The organism is Brevibacillus jepli, from assembly GCF_047229145.1.
Taxonomy (GTDB): Bacteria; Bacillota; Bacilli; order Brevibacillales; family Brevibacillaceae; genus Brevibacillus.
On sequence record NZ_JBFEFW010000003.1, the window covers coordinates 132,124 to 150,055 of the forward strand.

At 46.9% G+C, this 17,932-nt stretch carries 21 protein-coding genes; 9 read left to right on the top strand and 12 right to left on the bottom strand.

All coding sequences use genetic code 11. The features are described from left to right. Positions 1–42: 42 nt before the first annotated feature. Positions 43–639 (top strand): histidine phosphatase family protein, encoded by a 597-nt coding sequence (locus AB1L17_RS04390; RefSeq protein WP_412843417.1) that lies wholly within the window; start codon positions 43–45, stop codon positions 637–639. On the opposite strand, the gene AB1L17_RS04395 is transcribed toward AB1L17_RS04390, so the two are convergent. Genes AB1L17_RS04395 through AB1L17_RS04405 form a run of 3 tightly spaced genes read right to left on the bottom strand, consistent with a single transcriptional unit; the run spans position 636 to position 2,840 of the window. Further along, entirely contained in the window at positions 636–1,175 is a 540-nt protein-coding gene (locus tag AB1L17_RS04395) for a GNAT family N-acetyltransferase (protein WP_412843418.1), read from the bottom strand. The two genes, AB1L17_RS04390 and AB1L17_RS04395, sit on opposite strands and share 4 nt — an antisense overlap. Continuing rightward, entirely contained in the window at positions 1,176–2,273 is a 1,098-nt protein-coding gene (locus AB1L17_RS04400; RefSeq protein WP_412843419.1) for a M24 family metallopeptidase, read from the bottom strand. 15 nt (positions 2,274–2,288) lie between these two features. Then, the gene (locus AB1L17_RS04405; protein WP_412843420.1) at positions 2,289–2,840 is read right to left on the bottom strand and encodes a helix-turn-helix domain-containing protein; all 552 of its coding nucleotides are present in this window, start codon (positions 2,838–2,840) and stop codon (positions 2,289–2,291) included. Positions 2,841–3,010: 170 nt separating this feature from the next. Between AB1L17_RS04405 and AB1L17_RS04410 the strand changes: the two genes are divergently transcribed. Both AB1L17_RS04410 and AB1L17_RS04415 read left to right on the top strand, forming a co-directional pair. After that, positions 3,011–4,159 (top strand): MFS transporter, encoded by a 1,149-nt coding sequence (locus AB1L17_RS04410; RefSeq protein WP_412843421.1) that lies wholly within the window; start codon positions 3,011–3,013, stop codon positions 4,157–4,159. A gap of 201 nt (positions 4,160–4,360) precedes the next feature. Then, the gene (locus tag AB1L17_RS04415; RefSeq protein ID WP_412843422.1) at positions 4,361–5,344 is read left to right on the top strand and encodes an ABC transporter substrate-binding protein; all 984 of its coding nucleotides are present in this window, start codon (positions 4,361–4,363) and stop codon (positions 5,342–5,344) included. Positions 5,345–5,396: 52 nt separating this feature from the next. Here AB1L17_RS04415 and AB1L17_RS04420 read toward each other — a convergent pair whose 3' ends face one another. The 4 genes from AB1L17_RS04420 to AB1L17_RS04435 are packed head-to-tail and all read right to left on the bottom strand — an operon-like array spanning position 5,397 to position 9,293. Further along, entirely contained in the window at positions 5,397–6,191 is a 795-nt protein-coding gene (locus AB1L17_RS04420) for a DUF817 domain-containing protein (RefSeq protein ID WP_412843423.1), read from the bottom strand. Between the two features lie 38 nt (positions 6,192–6,229). Continuing rightward, entirely contained in the window at positions 6,230–7,033 is an 804-nt protein-coding gene (locus AB1L17_RS04425) for an alpha/beta hydrolase (protein ID WP_412843424.1), read from the bottom strand. After that, positions 7,030–8,055, bottom strand: coding sequence for an ABC transporter substrate-binding protein (locus AB1L17_RS04430; protein ID WP_412843425.1), 1,026 nt, complete (start codon positions 8,053–8,055; stop codon positions 7,030–7,032). The genes AB1L17_RS04425 and AB1L17_RS04430 overlap by 4 nt, the downstream gene beginning before the upstream one ends. Before the next feature lie 47 nt (positions 8,056–8,102). Continuing rightward, on the bottom strand, positions 8,103–9,293 hold the full coding sequence (locus AB1L17_RS04435; RefSeq protein WP_412843426.1) for a helix-turn-helix domain-containing protein: 1,191 nt from the start codon (positions 9,291–9,293) through the stop codon (positions 8,103–8,105). A 485-nt stretch (positions 9,294–9,778) separates the two neighbouring features. On the opposite strand from AB1L17_RS04435, the gene AB1L17_RS04440 reads away from it, so the two are divergent. Both AB1L17_RS04440 and AB1L17_RS04445 read left to right on the top strand, forming a co-directional pair. Beyond that, entirely contained in the window at positions 9,779–10,297 is a 519-nt protein-coding gene (locus tag AB1L17_RS04440; protein WP_412843427.1) for a hypothetical protein, read from the top strand. A gap of 9 nt (positions 10,298–10,306) precedes the next feature. After that, a complete protein-coding gene (locus AB1L17_RS04445; protein WP_412843428.1) occupies positions 10,307–11,131 on the top strand; it encodes a YecA family protein in 825 nt (274 codons plus the stop codon). Between the two features lie 779 nt (positions 11,132–11,910). Here the strand turns inward: AB1L17_RS04445 and AB1L17_RS04450 are convergent. Beyond that, positions 11,911–12,738, bottom strand: a complete 828-nt coding sequence (locus tag AB1L17_RS04450; protein WP_412843623.1) for a sulfurtransferase — start codon at positions 12,736–12,738, stop codon at positions 11,911–11,913. A gap of 96 nt (positions 12,739–12,834) precedes the next feature. Between AB1L17_RS04450 and AB1L17_RS04455 the strand changes: the two genes are divergently transcribed. Next, the gene (locus AB1L17_RS04455; RefSeq protein ID WP_412843429.1) at positions 12,835–13,434 is read left to right on the top strand and encodes a DUF502 domain-containing protein; all 600 of its coding nucleotides are present in this window, start codon (positions 12,835–12,837) and stop codon (positions 13,432–13,434) included. Positions 13,435–13,472: 38 nt separating this feature from the next. Here AB1L17_RS04455 and AB1L17_RS04460 read toward each other — a convergent pair whose 3' ends face one another. After that, positions 13,473–13,715, bottom strand: a complete 243-nt coding sequence (locus tag AB1L17_RS04460) for a hypothetical protein (RefSeq protein ID WP_412843430.1) — start codon at positions 13,713–13,715, stop codon at positions 13,473–13,475. A gap of 64 nt (positions 13,716–13,779) precedes the next feature. Next, positions 13,780–14,223: a DUF2621 domain-containing protein gene (locus AB1L17_RS04465; protein ID WP_412843431.1), complete on the bottom strand. Its 444-nt coding sequence runs from the start codon at positions 14,221–14,223 to the stop codon at positions 13,780–13,782. A gap of 167 nt (positions 14,224–14,390) precedes the next feature. Between AB1L17_RS04465 and AB1L17_RS04470 the strand changes: the two genes are divergently transcribed. The 3 genes from AB1L17_RS04470 (at position 14,391) to AB1L17_RS04480 (ending at position 16,254) form a co-directional block, all read left to right on the top strand. Beyond that, on the top strand, positions 14,391–14,765 hold the full coding sequence (locus tag AB1L17_RS04470; RefSeq protein ID WP_412843432.1) for an ATPase: 375 nt from the start codon (positions 14,391–14,393) through the stop codon (positions 14,763–14,765). Between the two features lie 64 nt (positions 14,766–14,829). Next, on the top strand, positions 14,830–15,789 hold the full coding sequence (locus AB1L17_RS04475; RefSeq protein ID WP_412843433.1) for a tetratricopeptide repeat protein: 960 nt from the start codon (positions 14,830–14,832) through the stop codon (positions 15,787–15,789). A gap of 78 nt (positions 15,790–15,867) precedes the next feature. Beyond that, positions 15,868–16,254: a VOC family protein gene (locus AB1L17_RS04480; RefSeq protein ID WP_412843624.1), complete on the top strand. Its 387-nt coding sequence runs from the start codon at positions 15,868–15,870 to the stop codon at positions 16,252–16,254. Between the two features lie 82 nt (positions 16,255–16,336). Here the strand turns inward: AB1L17_RS04480 and AB1L17_RS04485 are convergent, their stop codons facing one another. Both AB1L17_RS04485 and AB1L17_RS04490 read right to left on the bottom strand, forming a co-directional pair. Then, positions 16,337–17,143, bottom strand: coding sequence for an ABC transporter permease (locus tag AB1L17_RS04485; protein ID WP_412843434.1), 807 nt, complete (start codon positions 17,141–17,143; stop codon positions 16,337–16,339). Next, positions 17,124–17,927, bottom strand: coding sequence for an ABC transporter ATP-binding protein (locus AB1L17_RS04490; RefSeq protein ID WP_412843435.1), 804 nt, complete (start codon positions 17,925–17,927; stop codon positions 17,124–17,126). The genes AB1L17_RS04485 and AB1L17_RS04490 overlap by 20 nt, the downstream gene beginning before the upstream one ends. Positions 17,928–17,932: the final 5 nt, after the last annotated feature.

The following is a 17,932-nucleotide window of genomic DNA, read 5'->3' on the forward strand; positions in this document are numbered from 1 at the left end:
AGACATGGTGAGGCCCTCTTTATCCCTTAAGGAGGCAATCTTATGCAAATTTTGTTAATACGACATGGTCAATCCGAAGCAGACATTTTGAATGTGCATGAAGGCAAGGCAGATTTTCCTTTGACAGAAGAAGGGCGTGAGCAGGCACGGCGAATGGCAGCGCGCGTACTGGAGCAGTTTCCGCCAGACTTTATTTGGGCGAGCACACTCAAGAGAGCCAGTGAGACCGCTTCTATTTTGGCTGAGAAAGTAGGCTGTCCAGTTCAGTACATACCCGAGCTGCAAGAGCACAATAATGGAGAGCTGGCAGGCAAGCCCTTAGAGGAAGTCCCGTTCCCGTGGGGAATCTTGCCGCACGAAAAGCTGGGCGGAGATGGCGAGAGCAAGATCGAATTTCGCGCACGCGGGGAGCAAATCTACTCCGCGATCAGACATCTCAGCGCTTCTTATAATAGAATTGCGATTGTTTCCCACGGTGGCATGATCACAAGAATCATCGAAAGCTTCTTGCAATTGCCTGTTTTACACGATATTTACTTTGCGACTGGTGACACAGGTATCCACTTGTTGGAGTATAACGATCTCGGCCGTCTCATCCGTTTCACCAATTCCACGACTCACTTGGACAGTATGAACTAGAACTCGATGGCAAAAAACTTGACCTCCTTCGTCTCGTTTGGAAGGGTAATCATCCCTTTTTCTTGCAGACCGATTTTCTTCAGCAGCTTGCCTGAGGATGCATTATCGAGGTCGGTGATTGCTACGATGCGCTTTAAGCCGACAACTTCTTTTCCGTGGGCAAGAACGGCAGAGGCTGCCTCATACGCGTAGCCTTTGCCCCAGTATGCGGGCAGATAGGCAAAGCCGATATCGACATCTTCCAGCGAATCTCTCTTGATCAGCCCACATAAGCCGATCGGAACATTTCCTTCCTTCAGCTCCGCCAAATACAGGCCGAAGCCATGACTCTCATACATCGCGACAGCACCTTTCAAAATATAGTTGCGGGCGTCTTCCGTCGTACGTAGACCACGATCGCCAATAAATCGAATCCAGGAAGGCTCATTCATCAGTTTCAAAACAAAATCAGCGTCTTCGGCAGTTTGCCAGCGGAGGATGAGGCGATCTGTTTCAAGTACTTTCAAGGGAACGACACCAGCCTTTTCTTTTGTCATTTATTCACCGATTGTTTGCAGCTCTTTGGGGAAAGAGGTCAATACTTCTACGCCATCCTTCGTGACGAGCACGTTGTCTTCAATGCGGATGCCACCGATCTTCTTGTTGTAAATGCCCGGTTCAATTGTGAAGACCATGCCGGGGATGAGTTCTCCTGCTGCCTGGCTGTGAACGTACGGGGCTTCATGAAGCTCCAATCCGATCCCGTGTCCTACACGGTTGATAAAAAATTCTCCATAACCCCGGTCCGCAATGACAGCTCGTGCAGCTAGGTCAACATCTGCGATAGGAGCCCCTGGTCGAACGGCCTGTATCCCGGCCAGATTCGCTTGCAAGACCGTATCGTACATGTCCAGCAAGTCTGCACGCAGTTGACCGACAGCAAACGTACGAGTCAGGTCCGATACATACCCATCGACGTAGACCCCTGCGTCAATCAACAAAACTTCTCCTGCCTGAATCACACGATTCCCCGGGTCTCCATGGGGGAGTGCTGCTCTTTCTCCAGCCAGCACAATCGTGGAAAAAGAAGGACCTTGAGCTTTTAGCTTCTTCATCTGGTATTCCAGCTCTGCGACGACGTCCAATTCTGTCATCCCTACACAGATCAGAGGGAGTGTACGGCGTAGAGATTCCTCCATCACCCAAATGGCACGCTTGATGGTAGCGATTTCCGTTTCATCTTTCTCAACGCGAATATTGCACAGCAATTCTCCGACATCCACTGCTTCTGTAGCGTGCACCATCGCTACGAGCGCCTCATACGTTTTCGCTGTCAAATGGTTCTTCTCCACACCAATATGAGAGAGGGGAGTCGGCAGCAAGTGCTGAAGCACGGTTAACGCATCCTGTGAATCGTCATGGGTGTAAATCGGAAGGGATTGGGATTGACACGCCTCCTGTGCTTTATCACCGTCTAGTAGGGGAACGAAGAGGAAGGGGGACTCGCCTCTCACCAAGACGAGGCCCATAAAGCGTTCATGCGGCTCCGACAAAAATCCGGTAAAATAGTACACGTTTTTGGGATGTGTAATCAGCAATGCGTCCAGTTTGTTGCTTTCCATGTACGCGTGGAGCTTTCCCAGTCTTTCTTGCATCCAGATCACCCCTTTTTAGCTTCTAAAAATGACAGGCGTCAAAACGGACAGAATCTCAGCTTCTTCAACAGCGGAAGGATTGTACCACGTATGAAGGAGAGAGGAAGGGAAGTGGATCGTGTCTCCTTGTTCGAGATGGTATTCTGTTCCGTCGACAACGATAGTGACACGTCCTTTTACGACGTAGTAAAACTCTTCACCGGGATGCTGAAAGGCGACATGCTTCATCTGGCCGGGTGGCAGCACGTTGAGGAGGGGCTCAAGCGCCCTGTCGGGGAAATTCCCGCCGATTCGAACGTACTTCACAAGTGACCCTTCAATCTGCAACGTTTGCCGCTTATCAATTGGCGTGTGGTACATCACTTCTTTTTCAACTTCAAAGAAGTACGTAATGGGGACACCCAGACATTCCGCAATTTTTTGCAGAGAGGTAATAGCGAGCGAGCTGTTACCACGCTCTACTTGTGATAAGAAACTGACGGAGAATCCTGATTTCTCGCTTAAATCCTTTAAAGTAAGCTCTTGCTGCACACGAAGCGCTCGTATTTTTTTGGTAACGTTCTCCAAAAAGTCACCTCCTGACCAAAAACAATTACGGTATTACAGTAAATATTACGGTAATACAAAAATAAATGCTACATTTATTCTGAATCTTCTATCTCTTTTTCTTATCCTACTTGTACAACTCCCTTCATATACTGGGACAAAGACAGGCCGTTAGAGAGGAAGGGAAGGCTTTGAGGGTTCTTCTGTTAGTGGTATTGTTCCTCGTTTCCTTTGACATGCACGCGCAGACGCCTCTTCTTGCGCCGTATTTAAACGTATTGGGTGTATCCGCTGCGATGATTGGCTTCGTACTCGGAGGGTATGCGATCAGTAACTTGACAGGCAACCTGATCGCAGGCCCATTTCTCGATCGCTATCCGAAAAAATGGTTCATTGCTGGCGGATTGATACTGGCGGGAGTGATGCTGATCGGTCAAGGCATCGTGCAAACTACCGCAGGCTTTTTTGCCTTTCGCCTGATGCTCGGGTTCCTGATGGCGTTCGTATCTCCAGCCTGTTCCGCCTTGCTCGGAGAAACAGGAAAGACGGCACTGGAGCAGGGCGAGATCATGGGGAAAAAGGGACTGGTCCTTACCTCGGCAGGCATCGTCTCGCCGGCAGTCGGTAGTTTTTTAGCGGTGCAATTTGGCTATGGACAGTCGTTCGTGATCCTCGGTTACATTATGATCATTGCAGGCGTTTTTGCTTGGATGATGCTGCCGGAAAGTGTGGAGGGAAGTGCGCCGCCCACGACGCGGGTAAAAACAGGAGGTAAACAAAGTCTCTCGGCAATCCTGGAAAATCGGATGCTGTACCCCGCATTTCTAGGGGGATTTGCAATCATTTACGCGCAGGGAACCATCATCTATGAAGTGCCTTTGCTCATCCAAAAACAAGGACTGTCACCAGCAGTCACGGGTATATTGTTCAGCTTAAAAGGATTGGGGGCACTTGCGATTCTGTGCCAGTTTTGGCTACATCGCGTCCCGGTTGAGACGAGAACGTTTGCGGGGTTGGGTGTTCTAAGCCTTTTGCTGTACGCCCTGGCGATTGGCATGGCGATTCCGATTCATCTGATGATGTTTTTCTTCGGTGCGTGCTTCGGGATGTTATTCCCGGCTTTTGCGACGATTTTGACGGTACACTCACCGCGAGAGCTATACGGGAGTGTGTTCAGTATTTATTCTGCCGTGCTGTCAATCGGAGCGGTATTGAGTCCTGTACTGGCTGGCTTGCTGGGGAATTGGCACCATTCCTACTTCATTGCGTTTTTCGTGACAGCAGGTGTGTGCTTGATCGGAGGACTGCATCGATTCTTGTTAAGCGGGGTCACACGATAAAGCTGCAAGACGGATAGAAGAAGGACTTTCTGCTTTGGGTTCACAGGTAGGAGGTCTTTTTTCGTTTCCATAAACAAAAAGTTGAGCATTACCGCATAATCCGCTATAATACCCATTATGATTTTGATAATTATTCTCAATGAGAGTGTGGTCAAGCTGGAGAAGGTAGCTTGATACATAGTGCAGATGGAGGAGTATCGAATGAAAAAAATAGCGAAACATTCAATAGCAAGCATGGTATTAGCAAGCGTAGTGCTCATCGTGAGCGCATGCTCTGGTTCACCGAACGCTGCAACTCCTGAGACGCAAACGGGTGATAGCCAAACGTCGACTCCAGCTGCTGATGCGACACGGGTACTGAAGGATGCGATGGGAAATGAGGTAAAGGTGCCAGCCCAACCGCAGCGTGTAATTGCTTCTTATCTGGAGGATCATTTGGTTGCATTGGGTGTGAAGCCAGTCGCACAATGGTCAGTAGGAAACAGCGACGTGCAAGGCTACCTGCAAAAAGAGCTGGCGGGTATTCCAGCGATTCCTTTTGATCTGCCGCCGGAAGTCGTGATGAGTCATAGCCCTGACCTGATTATTTTGGACAGCGCGACCTTGATCCAAGGCGATAAGTATAGTCAATACGAAAAAATTGCTCCAACCTATACGATTGGGAAGGAAAAAAACAGCGATTGGCGCAAAGAGCTCTTGACGGTAGGGGAAGTCCTCAACAAGAGTGAAGAAGCGAAAAAAGTGCTAGCGGATTATGAAACATTTGCGTCAGAGTCTAAACAGAAGCTGAAGCAAGCAATCGGTGATAAATCAGCGGCAGCACTGTGGGCAACTGGAAAAAATGTGTATGTAGCACGCCAGGACTTGTCTAGCGGAGATGTGCTCTACAAAGACCTCGGGTTTGCGGTTCCTTCCATCGTACAGGAAATCTCCAAATCTGGAGAAGCAAACTGGAACGCGATTTCCATGGAGAAATTGGCTGAGCTGGATGCCGACTACTTGTTCATCGTAAACAGTAATCCCACCACTACGGAACAGATGCTGAAGGAGCCAGTATGGGCGAATATCCCGGCTGTTAAGAATGGACATACCTATTCGTTTGCAAAAGATTCAAGCTGGCTCTACACAGGTGTCATTGCAAACCGCCAAATGATTGAGAATGTATTGAGCAACGTCATGAAATAATAGAAAAGCCTATCCACCCTTTCCGTTGCAATTGAAAGAGTGGATAGGCTTTTTACTTGTGTTTTTTTCCGGCAATCATAGTGGACCTTCTTGCCTTTACGTGCTTCAATTCTGCCACGATAATAAAGCTCACAATGACGAGTAAAAACCACGAGCTGATTTTGCTGAGATGAACGAGCTCCCAGCCCGCTTTTTGATTGGGATAATTCCAGGCGCCGAGAAAGGTAGCGATATTCTCAGCAATCCAAATGAAAAACCCGATCAAAAAGTAACTAAGTGGGATGGGCATGAAAAATCGCTCGCCCGCGACGCTAAAATAAACACGCGTTTTCCAAAAGACAATGAAAATAGCTGCCATCAGCACCCAACGCAAATCCCATATATAATGGTGGGTGAAAAAGTTCAGATAAATCATTGCGCCCATAATGGTGGCGATGATCTGATTCGGCCAGCCCGAGAGAGAGACCTCCAGTCGGCGCCAAGCCTGACACAAGTAGCTCGCGACACTGGCGTACATGAATCCACTGTAAAGCGGGACACCAAACACCTTGCTGTACGCTTCCTCAGGATAGCTCCACGATCCCATATGTACCTTGAAAATTTCTAGGCACAGACCGATCACGTGAAAGACCGAGATCACCTTTAGCTCGTCGCGTGACTCCAAGCCGCTTTTCACCATGAAGATCTGGAATATTAGGCAGAGCAAAAGCAATAAGTCATACCTAGGCAAACCAGGGATGGTGACTAGCTTGGACAAGGCCAGTGATGCAAAGATGAACACAGGAAATAGGCAAGACATGGCTTGCTGATAGCCAAAATGGAGTAATAACCTTATATAACGTATCATTTGGTTGTCCTTTACGTTCTGAAAGTAGTTTCAGAGGACTAATCCGTAAGCACAAACCTCACAAGTCTATTAATGGCTGAAGGCAGTACGCTTACGTGGCCCTCATCTTCGAATTTGATATAGCTCGTTTGAACGCCTCTCGTAGCGAGTGGTTCCATGCGTTCGACGACCCGTTGTGCTCCCTCGACCATGAAGGGGAGTTCATCAGCGCCCACGATGACAAGGAGCTTCCGTTCATAGTCGCCTTTCCATTGTGCGATGAAGCGCTCCTGCTCCCTCAGTACCTCGTCATTGCCCCACCAAACAGAAGGGCTGCCTGCTACGACGTGAGAGAATAGCTTCGGACGCGCAAACATCGTATACAGTGTAAAATGACCACCCAAGGAGTGTCCGAAAATTGCCTGTTTGTTCGGGTTAATCTGCCACTCGGATGCAATGGCTGGCATTAGCTGCTCCTCAAGGAAATCCAGGAACGAATCAACTCCGCCATGCTCTGGCCAAGGGTGTCCGTTCGGTCGCTCTGGAAGCGTAGCCGCATCAACAGGCATGGTCAGATCATAGCATCGGCGATCCATGTCGAAGGGCAATCGCGATGGATAGCCTATTCCTACGACAATAGCCGGGTTGAAGCCCTTCGGCTTGCGTGTCTGCACCTTCACTGTCTCCGCAAGCGTACCGAACATCGCATCGCCATCCACTGCATAAATAACCGCATACCCTTCAGGAGGAGCCTCAGCCTCAGGAACCGCAATCATAATTCGATAGTCACGACCTTTGAGTGATTGCAGGGACCATTCCACACAATTAGCAGGTGCATAAGAGCTTTTCTCTTTGATTCTCATTTTGCAATCAGTCCTTTCACATCGTCAATGACTTTCATATGAGCGATAAGGCCACCGCTGAGCCAGTGATCTCCCTCTACCTTAAAGGTACGCCCGTTCTTCACAGCGTCCATGCCCTTCCATACGGGACTCTCTGTCATTTCTTTCTCGTGAGCATCTCCAGTACCAGCGTCGTTGATGAGGAAAATGTAGTCTGCATCCAAATCAGGCAAGCTCTCAAGTGACAAATTGACGTCGCCACCTGTTACTACCTGACTTGGGGTGAAGCCCAGTTCATGTGTGAGCACGTAGCCGCTGAAGAAATCATATTTGATGAAGAACATTCCTTTGCCATTGAAACGAATGATCGCCGCTTTTTTACCCTGGATATGAGGGGCAAGCTCCTTCTTGGCTGTCTCGACATATGCTTTGTAATTCTGCAATGCTTGTTCTGCCTCCGCGGACTTGCCCAGCAGATCGCCAACGATCCGTACGGAAGACTCCAGATCCGCATTAGCATGCTTGAACACGTAAGTCGGAGCAATTTTCTTGTATTTATCGTACACGCCACTATCCATATGATAGGAGTTATGCAAAAGGATGAGATCTGGCTCAAAGGCCATAACTGCTTCCGGCTCAGGCGGTAATCCACCTGCAAAAGTTATCGTTGGCACATCTTTTAACTGATCTTGCAGATACTCTTTTGGTCTCGAACCAGTTGACCATTGCATGACAGGTGCTACGCCAAGAGCAACCAGTGTATCTTCGAGGTTTGGCGCGAATATTTTGGCAGGTGAAGCAGGCAATGTCACTTCATTCCCCATCTCGTCCTTTAACATTCGCGGGTAAGCAGTCGGATCGGCAGGAGTATTTCCTTTTTCTCCTGTACCTTTAGAAGCAGACGAATCGACTTTTCGCGTCTTCGTCTCATTGCTCGCCATGTTCCCGCAGCCTGCTTGAAGTCCTGCAAATAGCATGGTTGTGGTCAGCAGCAGCGCCAGTTTTGTTTTCTTCGTGCTACGAAGCTTTTCTTTATATTCCATTACAGCTGGAATCCCCTCTCGTTGATAATGTTTCTCACTGAAAAACATTATAAGCCACGAAAGAAGGGGGCTCCATGGACAACACCTTGAATCGCATTTGGACTTTTCCCCGTTAGCATAAGCAGCATCTCATCCAGCATACGGTTCATGGCAACGGGTGAATACTCGTACCACGGATTAGAGGGCAAGGGGTAGAGGTGCCCATTTTGAACGGCGCGAAGTCCTCTCCATAGCGAATGATGCTGAAGCGACAGCCAGTTTATGCGAGTAGGCTCATCCAGACAAACAAACAACAGGATTCGATCTGGGTCCAAAATTGCAAGCTGCTCGAGTGTGATTGGCTGATTGCAGGGTTCTGCCTCCTCAGCAATGAGAGCAAGCTGCAAATCATCTCGGAGAAGCTCCTTCATCCCCTTGTTGTTGTAGAGATGAATGCCGTCACGGTATAGGCGAATGATCGCAAATTCATCTTGTTTGACCTCAGACTGAAGCGCCACGCGAACAGCAGCAGCCTTCGCCTCGTAATAACCGATCCAGGAATCACATGCTGCTTCTCTTTCAGTGCATCTGGCAATCTCACGTAATTGCTCTCGCCAATCAGAAGAATTTAGGGTCAATACTTCTATGCAATGTGCGGATAATCGTTGCCTCATGCTCTCAGGAAGCTGCATGTGGCTAATAACGACATCCGGCTTAGCTTGGAGAAGCTTGAATTCCTGCTCATCCTCATCCCATTGTGTTTCGACCGCTTTCAGATGAACGGCAATGCGATGTTGGTACTGCTGATAATAATAAGGAGTCCACTTTGCATCCAGAGGTGCAGCGACGGGTATGATCCCCAGTACAACAAGATGTCCCAGCAGGGTAGGGGAGTAGACGGCTACTTTTCTCTCGCACGTTCTTTCATAAGCGGAGGGGGACACACCCACTTCCTTCTTGAACTTCCGGCTAAAGTAAAACTCATCGCTATACCCGACTGTTTTGGCAATGTCCCTTAACCTCATATTTGTTTCACGCAGCAGTCGCTTGGCGTGATTCATACGCAGCCCAGTTACATAGTCCATGACACTTTGTCCGTAAGCCTTCTTGAACGAATCCCCAAAATAACTCGGACTTAAGTTTGCCATCGCTGCCAACGTAGTTACGTTTAACGGACGATCGAAGTTACAGATCATATAGTCACGAACCTCACTAAGCGACATTGGATGTCGTGGCTCGTACTCTTCGTTATGCTTCATGTGACCATCCACCTTTTCAGGCAATTGCTGTAAGGTAAGTACCTTACATGATAATGATAATTATTATCTATGAACGGTAACGAAAATGATAGAGGAAGAAAAAAATAAGGCGACCACTCCCCGTGATGTTTTTTGCCTGAGGACCGAACTGCTCCTGTTTCCGAGATAGCGCTCACCCTCTCGAGAATTCAGCAGCACCTTCTCCGGACTTCTCTGTTATACGGCATGAGAATGTACACGAGCATTTCCGGAGTCACCCGAGGCGTGCACGTACAGGGACTGAGGAGGCAGTATAATTTGAAGCACGGCAAAAAACCACCTGCGCCAGAGCCAAGTAGAAGAGAAGCAAGGTATTACCTCAAAGGTGAAAGTGGGGAGTGTAAGTTGTAATTCTGCTGTTTGTAGGGCTCACATCTATATTGAAACAAATTAATAGGTAATCGTATAATAAAGTATCTAAATTGTGGAAAGGGGCTGACGTTGTTGTGATTCATGAAAGTAAAGAAGTATCTAAAATTGAAGTAACCGATATAGAACTAACTTTCAATGACATTTATGAAAAATCATACTTTCCCAAGAAGCATGCCGAAGAAATACAGCGTGCAAACGCTCTGATCATACCATATGAAGAGGGATTTCGTGATCATAAGAACCCACTCTTTCCCGAACAATCTGGGGTGTTTTTTCAATACGTTAAGGAGGCTTCATCAGGTACTGAAGCTACCTTTGATATTTGTGCCTCGGATGAACAGTTTCAGGAGCTTCAACTCCATGATGACCTAATTAATATTCCTAATATTATTATGACAGTTGTTGTTTTTCCTGTTGTTACAGGACTGATAACAAACTATCTGTACGAAAAGATGAAGTCACGACGAACTGGACTAAAAGTTAAAATAGACCTAGTAGTGGAAACAAAGGGAAAGTCGAAGAAAATATCATATGAAGGCGATGCTGACAAGTTTGAAGCAACTATTAAAGCAATTAATCTCTTGGATGAGTAGGTTGAAATTATGGATATATCAGCCATTAAAAACTACTTGCATGCTTTTCGGGGTACAGTCCTTAAGAAAGATATTCTCGATCATCTTAAATCACTGAAAGCAAATGAAGTTTCCCAAAACAATCAATCCACTGCAAAAGAAATTTGGTGCTTAGAACAAGTATATATGGTAATTCAAAAATACCTATCTGCCTTTCGAAATTTGCAAGAAAAGAAATATTATAACGCGTGGAGAGAATTTGATCTTGCAGATATAGGAATATCCTCTCTTAAAAGGCATCTGGATTTTCAGGAAAATCAATACCATTTGCAATTCTATGATAGGATGATATATCAATTTCAGAAGCTGTTTCCATATCGATATTTCATGAGTCGTGAGATGGTTGTAAAAAAGGCTAGCTGTTCGATATGTGGGGAGACCATTTCTATTAGAAACCCTTGTGGTCATCGGGTGGGGGAAATCTACAACGGTGAAGCATGCGGTCGTAGTATTCAGGAGGCCGAATTACTAGGTATTGCAATAGTGACAAACCCATTCGACAAGTACACCGTACTTTTCCCTCAAGGTAAGCAGTATAATTATTCGATGCTGGATAATCTGATAAGTCAAATATCTGAACCTTACGCTGACTGGGATCTGGATATAGTAAAAGAACGAAAGCAAGAATTTATTGGAGTGGGAAGAAATAAGCCATGTCCTTGTGACTCTGGAAAAAAGTATAAATTCTGTTGTCTTGGTAGTAAAAACGAACTTTTTGACCACTATCGCATAACGGTGCATAGAGAGACTCCCGGGAAAATCATTCCACTACATACAGTACACACATGGAAGTAATTTTTATATTTGAAGGTAAAGTGACTGTCAGTCAAAGTTAATCTTATTAATGTTACTTCAGAGACAATAATACAAAAGGACTCAGTAAACCAGCCGCCTAAGTTATGGTGGCTTTTCGTGTTCCATATTGAGAGGAGCGTTTTCGCATTCCCTAGCAACAGCAACGCGCGAACTAATGAAATTCGTTACGGCTTTACAATATTTATTAGTATAAAAACTTACGACCCGCAAAAAATTGAACTGGGAGGGGTACAGTCTGAATCGAGGGAAGTTAGGATTGATAACTTTTAGTACTATTGACAATATGGATATTTCTGATACTGACTTATTTGTTTTACTCGATTCTTTCTAGGTAGGTTGAGAAGCATCAATAAAACCGATTATAGCGAGCGATTCAAGAGAATAATACTAAAAATAAAGAGGACCGTTAACTTTTTGTTACATCGTACATCATTATAATTTGTAGCCGTAACTTGTGCATCCATTGTAGGGTGACTATCACCGTTTGTCACGATAGTGGCAGGTAGCATAAGGCGTAGAGAAGATGAGTTAAAGCCAGAATAATTACGCTGTGAAATTTACTGATATTTTCGAGTATTACGTGATTTAACGATTGATTTCCCCAACTCCCTTAATGCTATTGGCTCCGGTGTTCATTCAACTGCTTTCTCCGTCTTTTTCAAGTTGCTGAACGGAAAACCCAAAGAGGGCCGCAACAGTCTCCTTGCTCATAACCTGTCACTGCCCTCTGACCCTTGTATGATGCGGCCTCTCGGCTTTTACTCTTCGCCCGTAGCTACGGGATTATCCTGATACGAGCTCCAGTCACTCCAGCTTCCCAAATACAATTTGACATCTGTTCGACCAGCAGCATGGAAGGCAAGCAGATTGGAGCAAGCCGTCACTCCCGAGCCGCAATACACGATCAATTCCTTGTCCGCATATGGGGCAAGACGCTTTTGCAGCTCGTCTGCCGGAAGCATCGTCTGATCAGAAGCGAGGTTCTCTTTGTAAAAGAAATTATGCGCTCCTGGTATGTGTCCTGCTTTTGCATCGATTGGCTCGTTCTCACCGCGGTATCGCTCGGGTGCACGAGAATCAAGCAAGATGGTTTGCTCGGCACGGTTGCGGACTCCCTCAATGTCAACCAGCATGTCATGGCGGACATGGGGGATGAACTCGCGAGCTTGTACAGCAGGTACTTCTGCTGTTGTCTCATAGCCCGCCCTTTTCCAAGCTGCATAACCGCCATCGAGTACAGCTACCTGATCGTGCCCGAGGTATCGCAGCAGCCACCAGAGACGTCCTGCCATCGCCATCTCCTGATCATCGTAGGCAATGACCGTCGTGGATGCATCGATTCCCGCTTTGGAAAAATGAGCAGCCAGTACATCCGTATCTGGTAGGGGATGTCGTCCGCCATGCTCGCCTTTAGGACCGGAAAGATCTCGGTTCAGGTGAAAGTAGAGGGCCCCCGGGATATGATCCTTTTCGTATTCCTCTGCACCTGCTTCAGAAGCACTTAATGCAAAACGACAATCGACGATTACGATATTTTCATCGTTCAAATGATCCTTGAGCCATTGAGGAGTGACGAGTGCTTGCATGAATCTCCCTACTTTCATTTTTTTCCTTCATCATAGCAGATGACCATCCAATCAGGTACAATAATTACGGTAAGGTTAGGAGAGAGGAGAAGAGAGATGAAGCGCTTCATTCGATATTTTCTAGAGGGGTTATTGTTTGTCATTCCTTTGGCAGTTACGATTTATATTTTGTACTGGATTTTCACGACAGTAGATAACTGGTTCTATCTGCTCGTTAATCATTGGTTTAATCTCCAAATCCCTGGGCTTGGCTTCCTCTTGACCATTCTAGGTATCACGATTGTAGGCTTCCTTGCATCCAACGTGCTGACTCGCGGAGTGTTATCGCTCGTGTCGACGGTTTTTGAAAAAGTGCCGTTTATCAAGCTCATTTATACTTCCATCAAGGATTTGATCGGTGCGTTTGTAGGGGAGAAGAAGAGCTTTGACAAGCCTGTACTCGTGACACTATCGAAGGATGGGAATGCGAAGGCAATTGGATTTATCACAAAGGAAAGCCTCGATTCATTCGGTCTCACAGACCACGTAGCGGTCTACCTGCCGCAGTCGTACAATTTTGCAGGAAATCTCTTGCTGTTTCCGAGTGATCAGGTACAGCTGTTAGAAACAGAAAGCTCAGAAGTCATGGCGTTCCTCGTATCAGGCGGAGTATCTGGAGGGCCGCAAAACGTGAATAAAAAAAGCAGCGATGCCTAAAAAAGAGAAGACCCTCGAATCAGAGGGCCTTCTTTTTATTAACTGCTAAAAAATCCACTATGGCTGGAATATTTGCGACGATAGCGACGATGACCGTACGTTCGATGTCCCATCTTCCAGAAAGGCCGGTATCGGTAATCACTGCTGCTGTACTTGCGATAGCCACGTCCAGTCATTTTCCATAAGAACTTAGCGCCTTTTTTAAAGATGACCGCAACAATTACAACTGCAATAATCAATAAAACCAAGCCGATTCCCAAAATCGTCAATAGGACTGACATCCACATCGTCTCCTTGCCAAAAAGGTCTTACTTCTTTTACGGATCAGTCCACAAGAAGTTTCAATTACCCTTCGGCGTTCAAATATTTCTCATAGGGCGTGTAGTCGATCTGTTTGGATTTCAGGTGGGCAATGAGCCATTTGTGGTCACGTTTTGGGGTTGCTACAATGTATCCCTTTACAATTAAATCAGTCGTAATGGTGGTTGCTTTCTCTTCCAGCGCGATCTGACCGATTCTAGCTGCGATGGATCGTCTTGCAACGTCACGAAACAGCTGTGGTACCGGTTCAACCAATTCATTGAGCAAGGTCAGACCCTCGTCTGTCCAGAGAGCACGTGTCTGATCAATGTAATGATCTTGCCAATCCAAATCCGACTTTCCGTCTTGCTTGGGCATAGACTTGAGGAATTTGCGGAACATGAAATACCCGCCAATCGCCATGAGACTCACGAGAACAATCGTCCAGCCAACAATAAACAGGGAAAACCCTGTCGACATTTCACCCATACCTAGTACACCTCATTACCAATATCCATTCACTAGTAAAAATTGTACCTTATTTTGGTTCGGGCAACAAACTTTTTGTGCGTTTGCCTATCCTTGGGGTTTGCACTTCACAAGAACACATACAATTTAGTATGATTAGAATTAATCTTTATTGGGAGTTGACGCTCATGTTCAAGCTTGGACAACGCGTCGTCATTGTTGCCGACTCCTTCGAGCAAGGTTTGCCTTTGGGTGAATACGGATACCTGATTGCTCGCGACCGTAATCCAGACAGCGCATTTTCCTGGGTCATCCGCATTCCTAAAATTGATAAGCATATCGCCGTGGTAGAAGATGACATCGCCCTTGAGGAGCAATTGCTTGCGGAAGAAGCAAACCGCGTCTCGCATGAGGCTTTGCTCGACTATGCTCTGGCGACCAGGAACGAAGCACTGTTTCGACAACTGATGGGCATGGAAGCTGCAGAAGAGGCAAATGACGAACCCGCGAAGGAATCAATGGAGGAATTTATCCGTAAAGTAAATATCAAAGCATGGATCTAATTGGCGGTTTTCCTTATGTGGGGAATTTGAAACTTTTGTGAGGAAATGAAAGCGAGGCTGTTTCATGTCTGAATTTGTGACGTTTACCAATGAGTTTGGTCAGACCATCGATATGTCCCGAGAGGATTACCAGAAAAAAATTATTCCACAAAATCTGGATAAGTACTGGGATGAAAAAGAAAAGCTTCGCGATTTTGCGATGGAGTTGGTGAAGGATCAATTTCATGAGCAAGCTGCGGTCGCTGCCGACAGGCTTCTCGAATTATATGGTCCAATCGAGTCTGCTCTCATTTTCCGTGCAGTCGTTCATATGCAGGCGAGAGAATTTGAAAGCGCTAAAAAAATCTTGACAGATTGTCTGGAACGATTTCCATCGTCAGGTACGGCTTGCACGAATTTGGCAAAAATCTTCGCGTTTGAGGGTGATGAGGCAAAAGCATTTGAGACCCTACATACAGGTCTGCACAAAGACCCGAATCAGGAAAATGGTTTAACGATGTTTATCGAGAGCTTTTTGCAAAGAGGGAAAAAGGATGAGCTGAGAGAACAGCTTGAAGGCCTGGCAGGCAAAGAGGGTGCATGGAGACCACAGCTTCAGCTAGCACGTCTTGCGCTGTCTGAGGAGGATTTGCTTCATACTATGAAGTGGTACACCGCTGCGATTGAAGGTGCGAAAGATCGCTTTGAGGTCGTTATGACGGTGACAGGCGAATTGGGGCAAAGAGGGTATGTTTATCAGTTGATCCAGATTTGCGAGAAGTTTTGGACGCCGCATTTCCCTTACCCTTATGCTGGATTCAATTATGCAAACGCTCTGTTGGCTACGGATCAAATGGAAAAAGCGATTGTGATCCTGCGTGACATGCAAGAGCATTTGCCAGACAACTACAAGCCAATGGTCGATCACTTCCTGAATCGGGTACCGGGTGCTCTGGAGGTTGAAGCAGCCACTAAGCAAAAGGTTGTCGAGACCCAATCAGGCGACACCGAGACAAAGAAGAGCCGGTGGAAGTTCTGGAAGTAAGAGACGTGAACCATGAATAAAGATAGCGCCCGGCGTTTTGCAGTCGGGCGTTTTTCTATCGGAAAGGCGGGGAGCAGAGTGTTACATCATCTCGAAATATATGTATCGGATTTGGAGCGGTCCAAGAATTTTTGGGGATGGTTATTGGAGCGTGAACTGGGCTATGAGAGATTTCAGGAATGGGCAAGCGGAATCAGTTGGAAGCAAAACGGGACGTATTTGGTGTTTGTACAGGCAGAAGAGCGTTTCCTCGATATCCCGTATCATCGTTGCCGAGTCGGTCTGAATCATCTGGCATTTTACGCAAGGGATCGCGAGCATGTCGATGAATTGCGGGAAGAAGTAGCTCGGCGAGGGATTCCCTTGCTCTATCACGATCGGCATCCGTATGCTGGAGGCGAGGGGCATTACGCTTTGTTCTTCGAGGATCCGGATAGAATCAAGGTCGAAATTGTAGCTCCATAACCTAGCACAAAAATATAGTGATGCGTGGAAAAACGGTGCGATCATCCCCGGTAGATGATTTGCACCGTTTTTTCGAAGCCATCTATTTAAACTGGCTGGTGAGTCGCCGCTCTATATATGCCACGCCTTGATACATCAGGGTAGCGATAACAGCGATAATAGCGAGACTCATCATGACCAGGGTAAAATTAAAAACTTGGAAACCGTATATGATCAAATACCCCAAGCCTTGCTGGGATACAAGAAACTCCCCGACAATTACTCCGACCCACGAAAGACCAACGTTCACCTTCAGGGTAGCGAGAAGCGTTGGAATGGTAGCTGGCAAGATCACAAGCGTGAAGATTTGCCGTTTGCTGCCGCCGAGTGTTTGCACGACTTTGATGTAGTTTTGATTGACTTCCCTGAAGCTGGTGTAGACGTTAATCGTGGTAATAATGACAGAAATCGCTAATCCCATGGCGATCACTGAAAGCAAACCAGGTCCGAAGCCGACGATGAAGAGAGGCCCGAGTGCAACCTTGGGCATACTGTTGGCAATAACCAGATACGGCTCTAGCACACGGGAGAGGAAGGGGGACCACCAAATGACGGTTGCGATGACAGTTCCCAGAATCGTTCCCAAAAGAAAGCCGATGATCGTTTCCCATACCGTCAAACCAACATGCGGGAGAAGACTGCCATCCAGCAGCTGCATCCAAAATTGAGCCCAAATCTTGGATGGGTAGCTGAAGATGAGCGCATTGATGGTGTTTGTTCGAGCAAGTAGTTCCCAGAGCCCGAGAAAGATAAGAAAGAGGATCAGTTGTGTGGAAAGTACGGTATAGCTCATTCTCTTTTCTAGCTGTAAGTAGCGACGATGGGCCGATTCAATTTCCCTTGGCTGCATCAGATACTACCTCCATCTCTTTCCACACGCGATGGAATAGTTCTTGGAATCCATCTTCATTTCTTGCGTGAAAAGGTAGCGCGTCACGGATCGGACCAGGTACGACAATCTCACTGTTGATACGTCCTGGGTTGCGTGAAAAGATATAGACGCGATCTCCCATTGCAATCGATTCAGAGAGGTCATGTGTCACAAGGACTGCCGTTTTCTTGTGCCGACGCAGGGTCGAAAAGATCAGGTCTTCGAGCTTTAGCTTTGTCTGATAATCCAATGCCGAGAATGGTTCGTCAAGCAACAGCACATCAGGCTGACAGGCGAGTGTCCGTACGAGTGCAACCCGTTGCCTCATGCCACCTGATAGCTGAACGGGAGAGGATTTACGCACATCAGACAGTTCCATTTCATCTAACAAATGCAGCGCGTACTCTTCTGTTTCCTTGGTACGTATACCTTGGATGTCGAGCCCGAGAAACACGTTCTCCTCGATGGAGCGCCAGTTGAACAAATAGTCTTGCTGTAGCATGTAGCCAACTTGACGAGACGTTCCGTTGACCTGCTTCCCGTCGATCCATACCTTGCCTGCTGTAGGCTTCTCCAGCCCTGCAATGAGTGAGAGCAGTGTCGTCTTGCCACAACCGCTGGGACCAACCAGACAAATGAATTCGCCTTCCTCCACGCGCAGGTTAATGTCTTGGACCGCCATGAACGCCCTGGTCGTGGTTAAATAGAGATGGGTCACGTGGCCGAGTTCTATTTTTGCCGGCGTAGAAGAAATCTGCTTCATGACGG

Bases quoted from the DNA above. Each gene is read 5' to 3' on its own strand.
- AB1L17_RS04390 (WP_412843417.1), top strand. From the start codon at position 43: ATGCAAATTTTGTTAATACGACATGGTCAATCCGAAGCAGACATTTTG.
- AB1L17_RS04395 (WP_412843418.1), bottom strand. From the start codon at position 1,175: ATGACAAAAGAAAAGGCTGGTGTCGTTCCCTTGAAAGTACTTGAAACA.
- AB1L17_RS04400 (WP_412843419.1), bottom strand. From the start codon at position 2,273: ATGCAAGAAAGACTGGGAAAGCTCCACGCGTACATGGAAAGCAACAAA.
- AB1L17_RS04415 (WP_412843422.1), top strand. From the start codon at position 4,361: ATGAAAAAAATAGCGAAACATTCAATAGCAAGCATGGTATTAGCAAGC.
- AB1L17_RS04420 (WP_412843423.1), bottom strand. From the start codon at position 6,191: ATGATACGTTATATAAGGTTATTACTCCATTTTGGCTATCAGCAAGCC.
- AB1L17_RS04425 (WP_412843424.1), bottom strand. From the start codon at position 7,033: ATGAGAATCAAAGAGAAAAGCTCTTATGCACCTGCTAATTGTGTGGAA.
- AB1L17_RS04430 (WP_412843425.1), bottom strand. From the start codon at position 8,055: ATGGAATATAAAGAAAAGCTTCGTAGCACGAAGAAAACAAAACTGGCG.
- AB1L17_RS04435 (WP_412843426.1), bottom strand. From the start codon at position 9,293: ATGAAGCATAACGAAGAGTACGAGCCACGACATCCAATGTCGCTTAGT.
- AB1L17_RS04445 (WP_412843428.1), top strand. From the start codon at position 10,307: ATGGATATATCAGCCATTAAAAACTACTTGCATGCTTTTCGGGGTACA.
- AB1L17_RS04450 (WP_412843623.1), bottom strand. From the start codon at position 12,738: ATGCAAGCACTCGTCACTCCTCAATGGCTCAAGGATCATTTGAACGAT.
- AB1L17_RS04455 (WP_412843429.1), top strand. From the start codon at position 12,835: ATGAAGCGCTTCATTCGATATTTTCTAGAGGGGTTATTGTTTGTCATT.
- AB1L17_RS04460 (WP_412843430.1), bottom strand. From the start codon at position 13,715: ATGTCAGTCCTATTGACGATTTTGGGAATCGGCTTGGTTTTATTGATT.
- AB1L17_RS04465 (WP_412843431.1), bottom strand. From the start codon at position 14,223: ATGGGTGAAATGTCGACAGGGTTTTCCCTGTTTATTGTTGGCTGGACG.
- AB1L17_RS04470 (WP_412843432.1), top strand. From the start codon at position 14,391: ATGTTCAAGCTTGGACAACGCGTCGTCATTGTTGCCGACTCCTTCGAG.
- AB1L17_RS04475 (WP_412843433.1), top strand. From the start codon at position 14,830: ATGTCTGAATTTGTGACGTTTACCAATGAGTTTGGTCAGACCATCGAT.
- AB1L17_RS04485 (WP_412843434.1), bottom strand. From the start codon at position 17,143: ATGCAGCCAAGGGAAATTGAATCGGCCCATCGTCGCTACTTACAGCTA.
- AB1L17_RS04490 (WP_412843435.1), bottom strand. From the start codon at position 17,927: ATGAAGCAGATTTCTTCTACGCCGGCAAAAATAGAACTCGGCCACGTG.